The following is an 18,942-nucleotide window of genomic DNA, read 5'->3' as shown; positions in this document are numbered from 1 at the left end:
TACTCAAATGAAAACAAGGATTAAATCAATACTATTGAGTTGTCTGTTGATAACGACAATGTCGGTAAGTGCGCAATATCAGAATGTTTATGATTATGAAGACAAGCCTGTGGTCTTCGGTGTAAGAGCAGGGGTGGCAATGTCGGGACAATATAATCAGGATAGCGAGAAGTCTAAATTAGGAATAGATATCGGATTTACGGTCGATTTTCGCCTTGCCGATAAATTATATTTACTTACAGGCCTCGATTATGTAGTGAAAGGAACTAAGACAAAAGAAGGACATGAATGGGAGAGAGTTCATGATGGTAACGGGAGAGAATACAAAGGCTCTTTGGTTCGCAATCCGGCCTACCTCCAATTACCATTGCGCGTAGGTTATAAATTACCGGTGGCCGACAAATTTTATATTATGCCTTATGCAGGTCCTTACATCGCTTATGGGCTGGGAGGGAAAACAAAATATACATATACATACTTGGACAATGGAGATATTGAAACAGAGAAAAGAGATAGTTTCGATGGTAATGTAAACCGTTTCGACTATGGGCTGGGACTGGGAGTAAGCTTCGAATATAGCCAGTTTGTTCTTACTGCAGAATACGATTGGGGATTGCAGCGATATGTAAAAAAAGAACATGGTTATAATGATGCGAAGAACAAATGTCTTACTATAACATTAGGATATAAATTTTAATTTAATATATGAAATTATCTATTGTCATTCCGGCATATAATGAGGCCAGAACTATCCATTTGATCTTAGATAAGGTAATTGCAGTTGAACTGATTGGTAATTTCGAGAAGGAAATTATCATCGTCAACGATTGTTCAAAAGACGACACAGTGGCGGTTGTACAGGCTTATATTGCCTCTCATCCGCAAGCGGATATGAAGCTTTTCGAACAGCCTGTAAATATGGGAAAGGGAGCTGCCCTCCACAGAGGTATAGCCGAAGCTACAGGTGATTATATTATCATACAGGATGCCGATCTCGAATACGATCCTGAAGAATATAATATACTATTGAAACCGATTGTCACCGGATTTGCCGATGTAGTATATGGTTCGCGCTTTATGGGAGGAAATCCGCACCGCATCCTCTTCTTCTGGCATTCGATAGGCAACCGGATACTTACCTTTGTATCTAATATGTTTACCAATCTGAATCTGACAGATATGGAAACCTGCTATAAACTTTTTCGTGCCGATATAATCAAGTCTATTCCGCTTCAGGAAAGACGCTTCGGATTCGAACCGGAAGTGACAGCAAAAGTTTCCAGATATCCTAATGTAAGGATATACGAAGTTGGGATATCCTACTACGGACGTACATACGAAGAAGGTAAAAAGATTGGTTGGAGAGATGGAGTAAGAGCCTTTATCTGTATGCTTAAGTACGGATTGTTCAGAATGAAGTAAAAAATCAGGACGCAACTATTTCAGATAAAAAAGACTCGGTAGACATGGCAAAATTATTCCACGACAATCGGGTCTTTTCTTTTTTCAGGTTCACCAGATAGGTTCCGGACAGATCGGAAGAAAAGTATTCCTTTATGCCTGCGGCTATTTCCGGTGCCGATACAGCATCTATTACCATGCCAGTTCCAGAATCTCTTACAGTAGTACCCAGCGCCCCCACATTGGTTGCGATCATAGGTAATTCCATCTGATAGGCAAGAGCTACCACACCGCTTTGTGTAGCCGACCGGTATGGCAGTACCAATACATCCGATGCCGAAAACAGAGTAGAAACCATATCATCGGGAATGTATTGCTCGTAAACAATTATATTATCTTTCAGCAATGACCTGTCTATGGCCTCCTGATACTTGTCAAAACTCCCATAACATTCGCCTGCGATAATCAGTTGATACGAATCGTCCAGTTCCTGCATGGCTTCGATGAGTATATCAAGTCCTTTATAATCGCGTATAAGACCGAAGAACAGAAGGTTCTTTTTGTTGTCTTTTATACCCAGTTTGTGGCATGCCGATAGTTTATCGGTACGTTCGGCATACTGGTCATATATAGGATGTGGCTGTAGCTGTATTTTTGCATTCGATTTCAACGATAGCAGGCTGTCTCTGACCGGTTCGCTCATTACGATGAAAGCGTCGCACCTGTTGAAAAAAAACTTCGCCAAAGGCTTATCTATTACAGTCCGTTCGTGCGGTATAGCATTGTGCACAAGAGAAACAATCTTTATTTTCTTGTTCAGAAACAGGCAGACTGCACCGAATGCAGGAGCCAGAAATGACATCCAGTATGGTATGATCAGTATATCGGGCAAAAATTTGTTGATCCGCTTTGCTGTCCGTATATAACTGAACGGGTTGATGCTGTTCAATACCCTATCGGCTTCGATAACGGTGGCTGTGTCATCGTCCGACACATATTGCGTCTTTCCCGGGAAAAGAAAATTTGGATATAAGGTAGTAAAAGTGAAAGCTTTCACCTCATTGCGTACCGATAATTCAGTATAGAGGCGTGCATTTAATTGTGCCAGACCGCCCCTGTAAGGGTAAAAGGGTGAAAGAATTGCTATTTTCATTTATTCGCTTTTTCCAAAACAGCCTGAATCTTCTCAACTACAGACTGTTCGCTTATCTGATACATACAGGCATAGTCTCCTCTTTGGCAGGGTAGCTCTCCATATACAGAACATGGGCGGCAATCCAGATTGTTTATCTGTACGGTGTTCTCTGGATCCTGATTGAAGCCATAGAAACCCAGAGAAGGATGTGTTGCTCCCCAGACAGATACTACAGGCACCTGCACTAATGATGCCAAATGCATATTTGCCGAGTCCATAGACAACATTACGTCCAGATAAGAGATTAGCAATAACTCTTTATTGAGATTGAGTTTTCCTACAGGGTTGATCGTATTCGGATACTTGGCACTCCACATCGACAATACCTTTTGCTCCTCTCTGCCCGAACCGAAAAGAAAAAGTGTCGTATCCTCTTCTGCTGATAATATTTCTACGACTTTCTCCATTTTTTCCAGCGGATATATTTTCCCTTTGTGCTTTGAAAACGGAGCTATCCCTATCCACCGCCCTTTCTTTTCGGTTGCAACAGATCGAAGTTGAGAGAAATCTCTCGGGACAAAATCGAACAGATTATTGAATATCATCTGAGCCGGAAATCCCAATTGGTTGAAAACATCCTGATACCTTTTTATTGTATGTTCTAAGGGATGTGAGAGATTTTTATTCTCTAGCATCATTTTTTTTTCTTTCCTGCCCTTGTCTATGCAGGCTACTTTCCTGCCAGTCATTTTCATAAATATGCGTAGCCCTTTCGATCTGAGTACATCGTGCTCGTCCGCAACATGCGAAAATCCCTGAGTGGAAATTCGCCTCAGTGTGCGGAATAGCCCGACAATACCCTTATGCCTGCCGTTTACATCCAGAGGTATAACATTGACGTTGAAACCAAGATTCTCAAATAGCGGGGCAAAGGCTTTACGTGTCATTACAGAAAATCGGTCTTGTGGATATTTAGATGCCACAGAGAATACGACAGGCACAAGCATTGCCACATCTCCGAAAGACGATATTCTGATCACCAAAACTTTAGCCATAGTTAGAGTTTAAATTGTATATTTGTATGTTTGCGTGTTGTGTCATTTCTGTGACTTGGCATATAAAACCGGATTGAGTGCCGGGTCGTTATACATTTTCATCTGCTTGTAGACTTTCATGTATTTTGCACCCGACTCTATATCTTCCAGCAATTCTTCTATTGCAGTAGATAAATCTTCTCGCTGGGTGAGCAATACGCCGAGTTTTTTTGCCGATTGTTCATGATGCTCTGCTGTCGTATTCGTTCTGTCTGCCTCCTGCTTCATATGATATATCTTAAGAGCAAGAATAGAAAGGCGGTCGATAGCCCATGCCGGGCTTTCTGTATTGATGCGCGCATTGGGCAACACCACAATATCTTTATATTTGTCGAGAAAATAGCTGTCTATCAACTCTACCAAATCGGTCCTGTCCTGATTAGACTTATCTATACGTCGTTTTAGCAACAAGGCCTCTTTCGGGTCGATATCCGGATCGCGGATAATGTCTTCGAGATGCCACTGAACTGTATCTATCCAGTTTTTGAGATAGAGGAAATATTCTATAGATTTTTCCGGATACGGATTGTTAATAGCTGTATCCACATTATCTGTTTGGTGATAGTCGTTTATAGATTTTTCAAAAATCTCATTACTCAATACTGTGAAGTCCATAGATATATATTTTTTAAGTATTTAATTCAATTTTTATTAGCCCAGTTTTCCCTATCCAAATTTCGGTAATTAATTGCTTCTGCCAAATGTTTTGGCTGTATATCTTCACTATTATCCAGGTCGGCAATTGTACGCGACACTTTCAGTATACGATCATAGGCTCTGGCAGACAGGTTAAATCTATCCATAGCCACTTTCAGCAGTTCCAACCCGGTGTTGTCGGGCGATGCATATTTGGCTAATAGTTTGGGTGTCATTTGTGCATTACAATATATTCCTGTCTCGTCTTTGAATCGCTCGTGTTGTCTTTCGCGCGCGATAAGGACTCTTTCTCTGATCAGCCTGCTGGCCTCTCCCGGTGTTTTATCCGATATTTTATCGAAAGGGACAGGTATTATTTCAATGTGTATGTCTATTCTGTCTAACAATGGCCCTGAGATTTTGTTCAAATACTTTTGCACCGCACCGCCCGGGCAAACGCAGTTTTTCTCAGGATGATTGTAATAACCGCATGGGCACGGGTTCATCGAAGATACCAGCATGAAACTTGCCGGATATTCGATTGTGAATTTCGATCTGGAGATAGATATCTTCCGGTCTTCGAGAGGTTGACGCATTACTTCCAGTACACTTCTGCTAAATTCGGGCAACTCGTCCAGAAAGAGTACACCGTTGTGAGCCAGACTGATTTCGCCGGGTTGAGGGAATGAACCTCCTCCCACGAGTGCAACGTCTGAAATGGTGTGGTGCGGGCTGCGAAAAGGGCGTTGTGCCATCAGCGAAGTCTCCGAACCTATTTTTCCGGCGACACTGTGTATCTTTGTGGTTTCCAGTGCCTCGTGCAATGTGAATGGGGGTAGTATGGATGGGATACGTTTGGCCATCATGGATTTTCCTGCTCCGGGAGGCCCTATCATTATCAGATTATGTCCTCCGGCTGCTGCTACCTCCAGTGCTCTCTTTACATTTTCCTGTCCTTTTACGTCCAGAAAGTCGAACTCAAATGTTTCCTGAGCATTGTGAAATTCGGAACGCGTGTCTATTATTGTTTTCTCTAAAGCTTGTTCATCGTTGAAGAATCCGACAACATCTTTTATGTTTTCTACACCATACACGTCCAGATTGTTTACAACAGCAGCTTCTTTTGCATTTTTGAGAGGAAGTATTATTCCTTTAAACCCTAGCTCGCGTGCTTTTATGGCAATGGGCAGGACACCCTTGATAGGGAGTATGCTACCATCGAGCGAAAGTTCTCCCATTATCAGAAAGTCTTCGAGCTTATCTGTTTTCAGGCTTTCAGATGCAGCCATGATGCCTATTGCCAGAGGCAGGTCGTATGCCGTACCCTCTTTGCGTATATCGGCGGGCGACATGTTTATGACAATCTGTTGACGTGGGAATTTATATCCGTTGACCTGTAATGCCGATACGATACGCTCATGACTTTCTTTCACAGAAGCGTCAGGGAGTCCGACAAGCATAAATTTGATGCCTTTTGAACAATTGACTTCTATTGTAATCAAGGTCGCTTCTATGCCTTGTACGGCAGCGCCAAAAACTTTTACTAGCATTTTAAATTAATAGGCTCAGATGAAAAGCAAAAATAAGAAAAAAAGTGGCATCAGAGGTATTTTTCATCTCTTATTTTTTGTCCTCATTCATCACCTCTTCCAGTTTTTGTGGCAGGGCTAGTATATGTAAGTCGCGTTCGAGGATATAGCCTGTGGGTGATATCAATATGTTGTATGGAATTTCCCTGATATAGTATGTTGAGAATATCTTGGCAGACCATCCGCCCGAAACAGGGAGGATATCCCATTTTACCGAATCTGTTATGTTGGCAGATATAGGTGTCTGCTCGGAATCTTTTACTATTGTGACAAATTCTATGTTCTTTTTTTGCTTTTTCAGTTCGTTGTATATTGCAACCGCATCTTTTTTCTCTTCCCTGCACACATCGCAGGTAGTGCCGGCAAATGAGAGTAGCAGGTATTTTCCTCTGAAGTTGGCAGGTTGTATATTCTTCCCTTTCATGTTCTTTATGGAAAAATATGGAGCATGCGATCCTACAGCCGACATTTTTATTCTATTCTTAAACTCTTTCAGTTCGTTTGTGAGGGGAAAGTCAAGCGCCTTACCTTTCAGTAATTCCAGATTTTCTTCGAGGCGTGGAATAGATGTCTCATCTTTGAAAAACAAATTGATAAGCATAACACTTGCAATCTTTTCAGGATTGGCTTTTATATATGCTGCTGCAATGTTTGATAGCTCGAAGTTAATATTTTTCAGCTCTACCACATAATCCTTAACAGGTACGCTGTCGTTGTCACGCGCCATCTTTTCGGCCGAACTGAGGATGTCGGTGCGCGATTTCAGCAGCTCTTCGTTTTTATTCTTAAAATCTGTCAGATCGTCATTTACATTTCCGCCTTTCACGTTGATCAGGTCGGGATAGCGGATATCTCCTTTCATCTCTACATCCCATCCTTTGTCTACAAGCAGGAATGCATATTTTGAGTTTTCGTTGAAGTACAAGTGCATGACAGTAAGTGTATCGACCTTGCCCTTGAAGGAGAATTTTCCTTTATTGTCGATATATACTGTATCTATAAATGTAGAATCGCCTACTTCGTGCTTCATGAAGAAGTAACCGCCTTTTACATCAGACAGTGTACCGGATACTTCGTATAGATCCGTTTTCCTGTTACAAGATGTTGCTATTATGATAAGTAGCAGCAAAAGCCCGGTGTAGAATGATTTGTTTACCTTAGCCATCTTCTCGCTTTTATTTCTATATTTCTTATAAGTGTATGATAAATTGATAACCTTACCTTGTATTATAACGTACAAATATACCTTTTATTTTTTAAACGTTTAAAAAAATGAAATTGTTCTAAAAAAAATTAATTCAGCCCTGTTGTTATAGCGACTCTTTACTCAAAATTAATGCCTTATTTTCTAAATGTAACGCCTTTATAAAGCTGTAAATCATAAATTCACTATATTTGTTTATTCAAAACGCAAGAAAAGTTAATTATGAAGTTCTTTAATTCTGTTTTTTTAGCTATAAGCATTTTGCTCCCAATGAAATCATATAGTCAGGACATCCCTCTATCACTGGAAGATCTAATTCCCGGAGGTAAAACCTTTAACAAGTATCGTGCCGAAATGCCGCGTCAGCTGACATGGTTTGGCGATAAACTCACCTATGTGAAGGGCTATTCCATCTTGGTCGCTCCTTATACAGACAAAGGAAAACCCGAAACGCTGCTTACACTGCGGGATATTAACAATGGTCTGAAGCTGGGGGATGACGAATCGCCCAAAAGCCTTCGCTATATATATCCGGTATCGGCAGAATCGAATGACCTGATGGTGATTACCACCGGAAAAATATATTTGTATGATTATGTGAATAAAACAATAACTGCTACATACAGCTTGTCTGCCGATATGGCAAATCAGGATTTATCAGAGAAAAGCCGCTTGTTTGCCTATACCCGAAAAAACAACTTGTATGTGCAGACAGCTGAAGGTAAAGAATATGCTGTGACGCAGGAGGCTGACAGTAATATTGTTTGCGGACAGTCGGTGCATCGCAATGAGTTTGGGATTAACAAAGGTACATTCTGGTCGCCACAGGGAAACCTGTTAGCGTTTTACCGCATGGACGAGTCGATGGTAACTAACTATCCTCTGGTAGATATATCGGCGCGCGTAGCTAAACTGAAAGATATAAAATATCCGATGGCAGGCATGAAAAGCCATCATGTAACGGTAGGTGTCTACAACCCTGCGACACAAAAAACAGTATTTCTGAAAACAGGTACACCAAAAGAAAAATACCTGACAAATATAGGTTGGAGTCCCGATGAAAAGAGTATTTACATTGCCGAGATCAACAGGGGGCAGGATACCTGTGTGCTGAAATGCTATGATGCACAGACAGGAAGTCTTCAGAAGACACTGTTTACCGAGACGCATCTGAAATATGTAGAGCCTGAGAATCCTGTACTGTTCCTGAAAAACGATCCGACTAAGTTCCTTTGGCAAAGTAAAAGGGACGGATACAATCATCTGTATCTGTATGACACTACAGGCAAGGAATTGAAACAGCTTACATCCGGCACTTGGGATGTGACATCTGTACTTGGATTTGATGAAAAGGGCGAGAATCTGTTTTATGTATCTACTCAAAACCCATCTTTGCCTAAACAAGGAGCATTGGCAAATTATGCAGTGCCGTTCCCCGAAAGACATATTTACAAAGTGAATATAAAGACCGGATATGTAGCGGCAGATGCCGAAAACAGCTTATCGAAAGAAGAGGGTGTGCACCGCGCTACTCTAAGTGCTTCGGGTAAATACATCTGTGATACATACACTTCGCTGGCCAATCCGGGGAAGGTAGCTATAACGGATACAAAAACGAATAAGACACATATATTCCATACAGCGAAAAAACCGTTCCGTAATATACAGCTGCCGGAGATTACGTTGGATAACCTGCTGGCAGACGATGGCAATGTTTTATACACGAGGATGATAAAACCATTGAATTTCGATCCGAATAAAAAATATCCGGTAGTGGTCTATGTCTACGGTGGCCCTCATTCGCAGATGGTGGATAACTCATGGCAGGCACAGGCGCGCGGATGGGAAATATACATGGCAGAGAAAGGCTATCTGGTATTTGTGCTCGACAACAGAGGCACATCGTACAGGGGTGCCGCTTTCGAGAATATTACACACCGCCAACTCGGTGTAGTAGAAACGCAGGATCAGATGAAGGGCATAGAATACCTCAAGTCGCTACCTTATGTTGATGCTGACCGTATAGGTGTACATGGCTGGAGCTTCGGCGGATTTATGACGATTAACCTGATGCTTCGCCATCCCGAAACATTTAAGGTAGGCGTTGCCGGAGGTCCGGTTACCGACTGGAAGTATTACGAAATAATGTACGGTGAACGCTATATGGACAGCCCGCAGGAAAACCCTCAAGGCTATAAAGAAACCAATATGGTTGACCGGGCGGGCGACCTCAAAGGACGTTTATTGCTGATTCATGGTGATGAAGACCCTACGGTGGTAATGCAGCACAGCCTTCAGTTCCTCAACTCGGCAATAAAGAAAGGAACGCATCCCGATTTCTTTATCTATACAGGTCACGGACACAATATGACAGGCCACGACCGTGTACATCTGCATGAGCATATTACAAGGTATTTCGATGATTTCTTGAAATAAATAAATTATCTCAAAGAATCTATAATAAAATATTTTGGTCAACTTTAAACAGTTACTTAAACAGACTCTTATTATACCAGTCAGTATTTGATATTGTATTGAATAGAGGTTGGATTATTTTCTGCGCGTAATTAAAAAATTGCTTGCCTCATTTACATGCGCTGCACTCCTGTGACCGCTAGTTACCCCAAACGGTAAAGTAAGCAAAACACTTTAATTAAACGCACTACTCTTTTTAAATAATTTATGTACATTTGACTTTTATTAAATTACTAAACAGTCAAACATTACAACTATCTTAACCTTGGATGAATTTGAGTTGTTTGAAAGAATAAAGCAACGCGACAGACTGGCTTTTGATACGCTGTTCCGAAAATACTACACAGCCTTATGCCGGTTTTCTTATGCTATATGCCTTTCGAAAGAAGATGCAGAAGAAAGTATTCAGAGTATGTTTGTTTATCTGTGGGAAAAAGCTCCTGCAATAAATATCGATACCTCACTCAAAGCATATCTCTATACTTCGGCACGTAACTATACCCTGAACATAATAAAGAAGCAGCAAACCGAGTTGCATCATCTTAATGAATATTCGGAGTACAATAATCCGCACGAACCGGAAGAAAAGGCATCGGATGCCGAAATCAGCAAACTGATACAATCGGGAGTCGATACCTTGCCTAATAAATGCCGCGAAATATTTATCCTTTGCAAACAGGAAGGACTTACCTATGACGAAATCGCTGAATATCTGGATATTTCGAAAAAGACAATAGACAATCAGATGGGAATAGCATTGCGGAAACTAAGAGAGTACCTTCATCCCAAATTGGGAAAAATAGTGATTATCTTATTTTTTTACTTTCTTTTTTGGGGGTAATGAATTTCTGTGTTGTCATAAATATAAATAATATATAATATGAAAAATATTCCGTACGAACTGATTGCCCGTTATCTTGCAGGAGAATGCAGCGATGACGAGATACAACAGGTCTTGGAATGGAGTCGTCAACATCCCGACCTGATGGACGAATTTGTTAGTATGTGGCAGCAAATCCCTTCTGATGAATTCAGCCCCGATGTAGAACAGGCTTTACAGGAGGTCAATCAGCGTATCGATACAACTACTACTAAAAAGAAACCTAAACTATTCTATATGCTTGCCGGCAGTGTTGCTGCCGCAGCCCTTATCTTTATTTTGGTAAATATTATCGGGAGTTTGCCCCAAAGCACGACAGACGGATTGAAAAATGATACCGGATCGTTGCTTGCGTTGGCTACAGGTCTGAACGAAACTACCGAATGTGAATTATCTGACGGCAGTAAGGTGTGGCTCAATCAATCGTCAGCAATTCGTTATCCCGAAACATTTTCGGGTAATACGCGTGAAATATACCTCGAAGGGGAAGCCTTTTTCGATATCGCTCCTGATGCAAAAAAACCATTTATCATACATGCCAATAATACACAAACGCGGGTTGTCGGCACATCATTCGGCATCAGGGCTGTAGCAGAATCGAATGAAGTGATAGTCACTGTTTCCACAGGGATAATCAATTTTTCCACAGAAGGCAAATCCGACCACGTTGAACTCCGTCAGGGCGAGCAGGGCATTTGCAAACCTGAAGAGCAAAAACTGGAAAAAAGTACAAACCCCGACCCGAATTATCTGGCATGGAAAACCAAAGTAATGGTATTCAAACAATCGACATTGGCAGAAGTCGCCCGGGTTATAGAAGATGTATATCATACGCCGGTAACAGTAGATAGCGCAATCGCAGACCTTGAGATAACCAGCACATTCGATCAGTTAAGCCTCGACGAAGTTACACAAATCATCGGACTGACCCTAGGTGTAAATATCGAAAGTGGAGAAAAAGGAATAAACATAAACAGAAGTAAGGAATAAATACCATACCCTTACCTTAAACACAAAAATAGAGAGTATAATAAAGAATAAAAGTAGGAAATGAATAATTTTTTAATTTTTATTCTTTATTTTTTTAGGGGTATCAAATCCGGACATTGTCTAATGAGAAAAACAGTTTTAGTTTTGAGAATAATAATAGCCATAATGTGTCTTTACATAGGAGTCATTCCTATAGTTGCGCAAAATACGGTTTTAGAAAAACGTATCAGCGTAACGTTAAAGAATACATCTATGGAACAGGCTGTGGAAAAAATCGCAAAGGCTGCGGATATTCATGTATCTTATTCCAGCGACTTATTTGCAGATTGTGCGCCTGTATCAGTTGAGGAAAAAGACCAGATGCTGTTAACCGTTCTCAATAAATTATTTTCACCATACAAAATAGCTTATACCGTCCATGCAGGGCAACTGATAATCTTCCCTAAAAGAACTATGATGGTCAAAGAATATAGAATAAGGGGTTCATTTATAGATGAAGAGACACGCGAACCCGTTTCGTATGCAACGTTGCAGATTAAAGGGAAACCCAAAGGAGTGATTGCTGACCACGAAGGTTATTTCGAATTGATGCTGACCGAAATAGAATTGACCGATAGCTTAGCAGCCTCTTGTCTGGGATATGAGCGCTGTACATTTACTCCCGACTCATTACTTGCACAGCCGGAAGTAACTATTACGATGAAAAGCCGGTCGATAGATATGGAGCCTGTGGTTATAAGCGCAGGTAAGCAGACTAAGGATTACAAAAAAGTAGGAAACCGCAGTTGGTTTACCACCGGCTCGGTATATCTCGATACTCACGGACAGCAAATAGCATTATATATTGAAAACAAGAAACAACAGAAAGGATATATCCGTAAGGTAAGTTACCATCTCTCCGATAAAGGAAATGTAGAAGCACCTTTTCGCGTACGCATCCTCAGTCTGGATGAAGAAACCGGTGGACCCGGAAAAGATCTGCTTACAGAGATACTGGTTGTACAGCCACCACAAGACACGAAGGGCTGGTACGACGTGAATCTTGCCGAATACAATATATCGCTACCACCAGATGGCTTCTTCGTAGCCATACAAGGTGTTTTCCCGAACGATTACAGTTATTACGCGAACGAATCGGGAGCAATAGAAAGGGGAAAACGTAACCCTAAATCAAGTGCAAGTGACGACTTTGCACCCAAGTCGATCCATTACGGGCAACGGATCAATTATTCGGGAAAAGGCGGGGGAAATACATGGCATTATTCGCTATCCCATCAGTGGTTTCAGATGGAGAAAGATAATTATAGTGTGAAGATTTCTGCAGAAATCGGAATTTTAGGTCGTTGACCTATTTTATTATTTTGGCAAGTATAACAGCAACCGGGAATTAAGGCCAAATATAGTTGCACAAATACTTTCCGTTACTTATTTAGATAAATAATCATTCCGGTCTTAATTGGTACCAAGACCGGAATGAGAAGAAAGAGTAAAAAATAAAAATTATGAAACATATCAGTTTACTATGCCTAATAGCCATTTGCCTGTGTCTCTGTAGGGGACAGGCAAGCGCTCAGTGCGACAATACACTGGTAGATAAAGCCGTCATGCAAAGCGGTGCCAATGCAGTGTATCTGCGCGAATTTAAAGTAAAATTTGATGGGCTCGAAAAGGGGAAGATCCCCTCTGCGAAATATCCGGTTTTGCTGAGCAAGAATACCACCTATCGGTTCAATGTATGCGATGCCGAAGGATTTGACGGGGAGGTAATACTGGAATTATATCTGAAAGACAAACTCGTGGGTAGTACTTTCGAAACAAAGACTTCCTCCAACCTTCAACATTTCGACTACACATGTAGTAAAGCTGCTACCTACGAAGTTGTCATGTCTTTTCGCGATGGTAAGGCGGGCTGTGCAGCAGGCGTATTGTCAATGGTTTCCGAGAAAGATATTCAACCCGAAGATGGAGAGCTCGATATTTTGTATGCAAATGCCGACAATCCGATTATAATTTATGACGACAAGGATGAGTTTGCCGAAATAGATGTGGCCATAGATAATGGCAATATAACTAAAGCTGACGGAATAAACTACATTATCCATCCGCAGGAAACAGGAACGGCATTGCTGACCATACGTGTGCTGAACCGCAACGGAACGTTGAGAGAATTTAAACAGAAGCGTTTTGCCGTATTGAAGTTAGACAAACCTTATGCAACCCTTCGGGGAGTGAAAGGTAATACGATCAGTAAATCAGATTTGATTAACTCGGGACGGATCGACCTTTGGTTTTCTGAAGATATGAGATGCAATTACCGGGTAGTATCTTTTACCCTTTCCGACAGGGATGACCTTATCAGTGGCATGAGTTCCACTTCATCCAAATTCTCAAAATCACAGCGCGAATGGATAAAAGATCAGCCATCGGGCACACAGCTATATATAAAGAACATCCGTGTAAAAACATCAGAAAATACAGTGATGGATATACCTTCATTTGATTTTGAGATTGAATAAACTGTTGTATAAAGTTGAATATGAAAAATAAAACTATGAAATCCAGAATATTATATATATTGTTATTCCTGTCCATCAGTACAGTTGCTTTTGCACAGGAGATGCGTGTCGTATCGGGTGTGATCAATGATAGTAGCGGGGAGCCGATTATAGGTGTCAGCGTATTACAGAAAGGAACGACTAACGGAACAATTACCGATCTCGACGGAGCTTATGAATTAAGGGCGCCTTTGGGAAGTACCATTTCCTTTTCATATGTAGGGATGAAACCTTCGGAAATGGTGGTTACAGCCTCCAACTCAAAGCCTGCAGGTTCATTCATTCCTGTCATTAGTTCTGTAAATGAGAAAGAGAAAGCGGTAGAAAAACCAAAGGAACAGACAGCGAAGAAAGAGCCGGTAAAGCAAAAAGAAATTGCACCGAGCAGGGAAGACCAGTCTCTTTCACCTTATTTTCTGATAAAGAGCGATTCCCTTAAAGATGCAAGCATGCCTCTCAAAAGCACGAATGTAGAGGTAAATATTGCAGGGGTTATAGCTGATGTTCGTGTCAATCAGATATATATCAATGAAAGCCCTAACACGCTGGAAGCTATATATGTATTTCCCGGTTCTACCAGAGCGGCGGTATATGGTATGGCTATGACTGTCGGCGACAGACGGATCGAAGCTAAAATAAAGAAGAAGGAACAAGCGCGTCAGGAATACGAACAGGCTAAATCGGAAGGTAAGTCAACCACCTTACTGGAACAGCACCGTCCGAACGTTTTCCAAATGAATGTAGCCAATATTCTGCCCGGTGATACCATCATTGTAGAAATGCGTTATACCGAATTACTTGAGCATAACGGAGGGATATATGAATTTGTTTACCCTACAGTAGTCGGCCCGCGCTATACAGAAACAGGCGAGCAATGGGTCAACCGTTCGACAGCGGTATTTGAAAGCGGAAAGACTCCCCAGTTCTCCATCAAGACCATTGTTCAGGCAGGTATGCCTATACAAAAGATCAGCAGCATATCCCATAATCTGTCTATCGAATCTAAATCACCCGATCAGGCTATAGTAACATTATCCAACCCGAAAGACTATGAAGGAGATCGTGATTACATCCTTCAATACGAATTACAAGGCGGTAAAGTAGAATCGGGTCTGTTGCGCTACGAACATGGTGACGAGAATTTCTTCCTACTGATGATGCAGCCGCCAAAAGCTCCTACTTCTGACCAGATACCTCCGCGCGAGTATGTATTTATTGTCGATGTTTCAGGTTCGATGTACGGATTTCCGCTAGAAGTGTCAAAAACACTTATTCGCAATTTAATATCGGAACTACGTCCCACAGACCGTTTCAATGTCATGCTGTTCGAATCGAGCAACGATATGCTTTACAGTAAGTCTGTCGAAGCTACCAAAGAAAACGTGGACAAGGCAATAGAAGTTATCAACAGGCAAAGAGGAAGCGGAGGCACGCGTCTTTACCCGGCCTTGGTGAATGCGATGAACTTTAAAGAGACAGAAGGCTTCTCCCGCACTTTCATCATTGTGACAGACGGTTTTGTTACAGTCGAAAAGGAGGCATTCAATTTTGTACGCGACAACCTGAACAAGGCTAATTTATTTCCTTTCGGAATAGGGTCAAATGTGAACAGGTACATCATAGAAGGATTGGCTAATGCAGGTATGGGAACCCCATATATTGTGAACAACCACAGTCAGGCAGAAGCTATCGGGAAAAAAGCCATACAGGAAATATCCAAGCCTGTACTTACAAACATTTCTGTCGACTGGGGCGACTTCGATGTGTACGAAGTAGAACCGGTAGCCATTCCCGATGTATTTGCCGAACGTCCGATACTGATATATGGAAAATACAAATCACCTGCAAGCGGTACAATAGCCGTAAGCGGAATTGCAGGAAATACCACTTATGAGCAAAAATTCGATGTAGCGAAAGCGCGTGTCGAAAACAATCAGGCTCTGCGTTATTTGTGGGCACGCAATCAGATCCGTTATTATGACGATTATGCCCAGTACTATGAAAGCAGCAATAACCGGTGGGGCGACAACTATGGCAACCACCAACGCAGTGCAAGCCAGATAGAGCGTGTGACTAATCTGGGATTGAAATACAATCTCCTGACACAATACACATCATTCCTGGCAGTGGACGATGTTGTCAGGGTTCCTAAGGTTGAGAAGAGTGTTGAGACATCACAGTCATATAATTCATCACCATCGTTTAGAAAAACCCCAACACCGAAGAGAACTTCGACTCCGCAAACGTCAACTTCTCCTAATATTCAGATGGCAGAAGAACAATCAAGTCTGGATGAAGTGATAGTTGTCGGCTATGGAACACAAAGAAGGAGAGATCTTACAGGTAGTACATCTACAGTATCGAGTGAAGAACTGGCGAATGTCTCGGCCGCTCACGTATTGCAGGGAAGGGTTGCAGGAGTACAGATTTCGCAAACTTCGGGCGAACCGGGGAATCCTGCCAGAGTACGCATCAGGGGAGCAGCCTCAATAATGAGTAACAACACCCCGATGGTCGTATTGGATGGAGTACCGGTAGAATATTCAGACTTATCGAGTATGAACCCTAACGATATAGAAAGCATCACAGTATTGAAAGACGCATCGGCAGCTTCGGTATATGGAGCCAGAGGTGCAAACGGAGTATTGGTTGTGAGTTCGAAGAAACCAAAACAGCAAAAATATTCTATTGCGTTCTCTTCTTCCTTCTCCGTAGATAATCCGAACAGGTTGCCTGATATGCAAAGCCAATACGCACAGGGACGTCCGGTAGATGGAACTCCGGTATGGAACAAGGATAATGAAACATTTAGCTGGGGGCCAAGTGTAAGTTCTGCAAATGCGCCGATTTACGATGCTTATGATGTTTTTGAAACGGGATATACCGCTAAGAATCATCTGACATTGACAAGAAGAAACGAGAATCTTCATTATACATTGAGGTTAGGGAATAATACCCAACATGGTTTCATCCCTGAGTCGAAACAAAATGAGACGGTGATCGGATTCAAGCTAGGAAGCCAATGGAGCAACAAACTGGATTTCGATATAGATTTTGGTTACAGGAATATCAATGGCAACCGTTTACAGCGCGGATATAATATGTCCGGCTTTATGCAAGGTGTATTGCTTACCCCGCCTACATTCGACAACAAGACTTCTACCCTGAGTGACGGAAGCCAGCGCAGGGCAGGCGATGCTACCGACAATCCGTATTGGACTTCGGATAACAATCCGTTCAAGGACGAAACAAACAGATTTACAGGAAATGCGAATCTGAAATATAAACTGATCAATAATTTGTCGCTGAATTATCAGATAAACGGAGACTACCTGTTCGGAGATTCGAAAACAGCTCTGAACGTTGGTTCTGCCTATATCCCGACAGGGCATATCATGAACAGGAATGAGAAATTCAAATCATTGCAATCGAGATTCTTTGCCAAATATGATAAAAACTGGGATCATTTGACACTAGACGCAATGGCGGGTTACGAATACAATTATTCTAAACGCACCATTGAACGGATAGACGGTTATGATCTGGCTCAGTCCGGAGATTATAATATATTGAATGCAACAGATATTGAGCTTTACAACCGTTTATTCCGGCGTCATTCCAATGCTGTTTTTGGCAAGGCCAGTGTCAACTACCGACAAAAGTTTATTCTGGAAGCAGCGATGAGAGGCGAATGGAGTTCGGTAAGCGACAAAGCATTACTTTCACCATCGGTAGGAATAGCTACGAATCTGCACGAGATGTTCAATAGCGATCTGGTTTCATATCTTACATTGCGTGCTAACATTTCACGGGCTGATAAGGAGACTCCGTTGTATCTTGATCCGGTTTATTTCAACTCGGCTGTTTACAACCTGAATACAACATCTCAACATTTCGAAAGCCGCGAGATCATTTTACCAGATGATCTGGCTCCGGAAAGGATTCTGAGCTACAACATAGGAACTGATGTTGGTCTGTGGAACAACCGTGTATCGTTGGCAGCTTCACTTTACTGGAAAAAAGGAAAAGACCAGTTATTGCCTGTTCAGATATCAGAATCTTCCCTTCAGCTGGAAAACTCAGGTTCGTTCAGGACTCATGGATTTGAGATAGAGCTGGGTGCTTATCCTGTACGAAACCGTAATTTCTCATGGCAAACCCGATTGGTATTTGCACGCGAACGCAACAAAGTAACCAATCTGGGAGGAAGAAAACTGATGCTCTCCGGAATTGAAGATGCAGCCGGATCGTATGCCATAGAAGGGCAACCACTGGGAGTGCTATATGGAACGGTTTATAAACGTGACGATCAGGGGCGTATGATTATCGGAAATGACGGCTTCCCTGTCAAAAGCGATGAACAGCAGGTCATAGGTAATCCGAATCCCGATTGGCAGATGAGTTGGTCAAACACGCTGACATTCAAAAACTTTACCTTATCTATGTTGTTTGACTACAGAAAAGGCGGAGAAATATGGAACGGGACAAGGAATACCATGAATTATTACGGTACATCTCAATATTCGGCCGATCATCGTAATACTACTAATTATGTATTTCCGGGTGTATTGGAAAACGGACAGGCGAATAATATTCCTGTAAGTTTTTACGGTGACAATCTGAATGAAAACCGCTGGGTACGTTACGGACAATATGGAATCGGTGAAGATGGTATAGAAGATGCCAGCTACATCAAACTGAGAGAAATATCGTTGGGCTACCGCATTCCGTTGAATCTGCTCCGTAAGAGGTCTTGGTTGAAAGTATCTGTCCATGCAACAAATATATTGCTGTACAGCAAATACAAAGGTGTAGACCCGGAGACTAACCTTACAGGATCATCTAACGGATTCGGGTTAGACTACTTCAATGTTCCGGGTACTCGCAGTATCGGTATGTCATTGAACTGGGAATTCTAGTCCTGTTTGAAATATAGTGTGTCCCGTCCTAGAATAAGTCGCTTTATATTGGCTTATTTTAGGA

Annotated in this window: 13 protein-coding genes; 8 read left to right on the top strand and 5 right to left on the bottom strand. The window is 41.8% G+C overall.

Annotation, left to right across the window (positions count from 1 at the left end; genetic code table 11):
• Positions 1–7: 7 nt before the first annotated feature.
• Complete coding sequence (locus M2448_RS00470; protein ID WP_280644275.1) at positions 8–697, top strand: porin family protein; 690 nt, start codon at positions 8–10, stop codon at positions 695–697.
• Between the two features lie 8 nt (positions 698–705).
• On the top strand, positions 706–1,422 hold the full coding sequence (locus tag M2448_RS00465; RefSeq protein ID WP_280644274.1) for a glycosyltransferase family 2 protein: 717 nt from the start codon (positions 706–708) through the stop codon (positions 1,420–1,422).
• A gap of 4 nt (positions 1,423–1,426) precedes the next feature.
• Here M2448_RS00465 and M2448_RS00460 read toward each other — a convergent pair whose 3' ends face one another.
• The 5 genes from M2448_RS00460 to M2448_RS00440 form a co-directional block, all read right to left on the bottom strand.
• Positions 1,427–2,554: a glycosyltransferase gene (locus M2448_RS00460; RefSeq protein ID WP_280644273.1), complete on the bottom strand. Its 1,128-nt coding sequence runs from the start codon at positions 2,552–2,554 to the stop codon at positions 1,427–1,429.
• Positions 2,551–3,591 (bottom strand): glycosyltransferase family 9 protein, encoded by a 1,041-nt coding sequence (locus M2448_RS00455; protein ID WP_280644272.1) that lies wholly within the window; start codon positions 3,589–3,591, stop codon positions 2,551–2,553. The genes M2448_RS00460 and M2448_RS00455 overlap by 4 nt, the downstream gene beginning before the upstream one ends.
• A 42-nt stretch (positions 3,592–3,633) precedes the next feature.
• Positions 3,634–4,245, bottom strand: coding sequence for a DUF4254 domain-containing protein (locus tag M2448_RS00450; protein ID WP_280644271.1), 612 nt, complete (start codon positions 4,243–4,245; stop codon positions 3,634–3,636).
• 26 nt (positions 4,246–4,271) lie between these two features.
• Positions 4,272–5,816, bottom strand: coding sequence for a YifB family Mg chelatase-like AAA ATPase (locus M2448_RS00445; protein WP_280644270.1), 1,545 nt, complete (start codon positions 5,814–5,816; stop codon positions 4,272–4,274).
• A 70-nt stretch (positions 5,817–5,886) separates the two neighbouring features.
• Positions 5,887–7,020 (bottom strand): TlpA disulfide reductase family protein, encoded by a 1,134-nt coding sequence (locus M2448_RS00440; RefSeq protein ID WP_280644269.1) that lies wholly within the window; start codon positions 7,018–7,020, stop codon positions 5,887–5,889.
• Positions 7,021–7,281: 261 nt separating this feature from the next.
• Between M2448_RS00440 and M2448_RS00435 the strand changes: the two genes are divergently transcribed.
• From M2448_RS00435 to M2448_RS00410, 6 genes are all read left to right on the top strand, one after another.
• Positions 7,282–9,495 (top strand): S9 family peptidase, encoded by a 2,214-nt coding sequence (locus M2448_RS00435; protein WP_280644268.1) that lies wholly within the window; start codon positions 7,282–7,284, stop codon positions 9,493–9,495.
• A gap of 304 nt (positions 9,496–9,799) precedes the next feature.
• Positions 9,800–10,375, top strand: a complete 576-nt coding sequence (locus M2448_RS00430) for an RNA polymerase sigma-70 factor (protein ID WP_280644267.1) — start codon at positions 9,800–9,802, stop codon at positions 10,373–10,375.
• Between the two features lie 39 nt (positions 10,376–10,414).
• Entirely contained in the window at positions 10,415–11,404 is a 990-nt protein-coding gene (locus M2448_RS00425) for a FecR domain-containing protein (RefSeq protein WP_280644266.1), read from the top strand.
• Positions 11,405–11,548: 144 nt separating this feature from the next.
• Positions 11,549–12,751 carry a carboxypeptidase-like regulatory domain-containing protein gene (locus tag M2448_RS00420; RefSeq protein WP_280644265.1) on the top strand — a complete coding sequence of 401 codons (1,203 nt, stop codon included), beginning with the start codon at positions 11,549–11,551 and terminating at the stop codon, positions 12,749–12,751.
• 155 nt (positions 12,752–12,906) lie between these two features.
• Positions 12,907–13,920 (top strand): GldM family protein, encoded by a 1,014-nt coding sequence (locus M2448_RS00415; protein WP_280644264.1) that lies wholly within the window; start codon positions 12,907–12,909, stop codon positions 13,918–13,920.
• 35 nt (positions 13,921–13,955) lie between these two features.
• The gene (locus M2448_RS00410; protein WP_280644263.1) at positions 13,956–18,878 is read left to right on the top strand and encodes a SusC/RagA family TonB-linked outer membrane protein; all 4,923 of its coding nucleotides are present in this window, start codon (positions 13,956–13,958) and stop codon (positions 18,876–18,878) included.
• The last annotated feature ends 64 nt before the right edge of the window (positions 18,879–18,942 follow it).

The organism is Dysgonomonas sp. PF1-14 (assembly GCF_029892965.1).
GTDB lineage: Bacteria > Bacteroidota > Bacteroidia > Bacteroidales > Dysgonomonadaceae > Dysgonomonas.
Note: the sequence above shows the minus strand (reverse complement) of the source record. Positions and strands in the feature narration are given on the sequence as shown.

Excerpts from the sequence above, each read along its gene's own strand:
- M2448_RS00470 (WP_280644275.1), top strand. The coding sequence starts at position 8 with ATGAAAACAAGGATTAAATCAATACTATTGAGTTGTCTGTTGATAACG.
- M2448_RS00465 (WP_280644274.1), top strand. The coding sequence starts at position 706 with ATGAAATTATCTATTGTCATTCCGGCATATAATGAGGCCAGAACTATC.
- M2448_RS00460 (WP_280644273.1), bottom strand. The coding sequence starts at position 2,554 with ATGAAAATAGCAATTCTTTCACCCTTTTACCCTTACAGGGGCGGTCTG.
- M2448_RS00455 (WP_280644272.1), bottom strand. The coding sequence starts at position 3,591 with ATGGCTAAAGTTTTGGTGATCAGAATATCGTCTTTCGGAGATGTGGCA.
- M2448_RS00450 (WP_280644271.1), bottom strand. The coding sequence starts at position 4,245 with ATGGACTTCACAGTATTGAGTAATGAGATTTTTGAAAAATCTATAAAC.
- M2448_RS00445 (WP_280644270.1), bottom strand. The coding sequence starts at position 5,816 with ATGCTAGTAAAAGTTTTTGGCGCTGCCGTACAAGGCATAGAAGCGACC.
- M2448_RS00440 (WP_280644269.1), bottom strand. The coding sequence starts at position 7,020 with ATGGCTAAGGTAAACAAATCATTCTACACCGGGCTTTTGCTGCTACTT.
- M2448_RS00435 (WP_280644268.1), top strand. The coding sequence starts at position 7,282 with ATGAAGTTCTTTAATTCTGTTTTTTTAGCTATAAGCATTTTGCTCCCA.
- M2448_RS00425 (WP_280644266.1), top strand. The coding sequence starts at position 10,415 with ATGAAAAATATTCCGTACGAACTGATTGCCCGTTATCTTGCAGGAGAA.
- M2448_RS00415 (WP_280644264.1), top strand. The coding sequence starts at position 12,907 with ATGAAACATATCAGTTTACTATGCCTAATAGCCATTTGCCTGTGTCTC.
- M2448_RS00410 (WP_280644263.1), top strand. The coding sequence starts at position 13,956 with ATGAAATCCAGAATATTATATATATTGTTATTCCTGTCCATCAGTACA.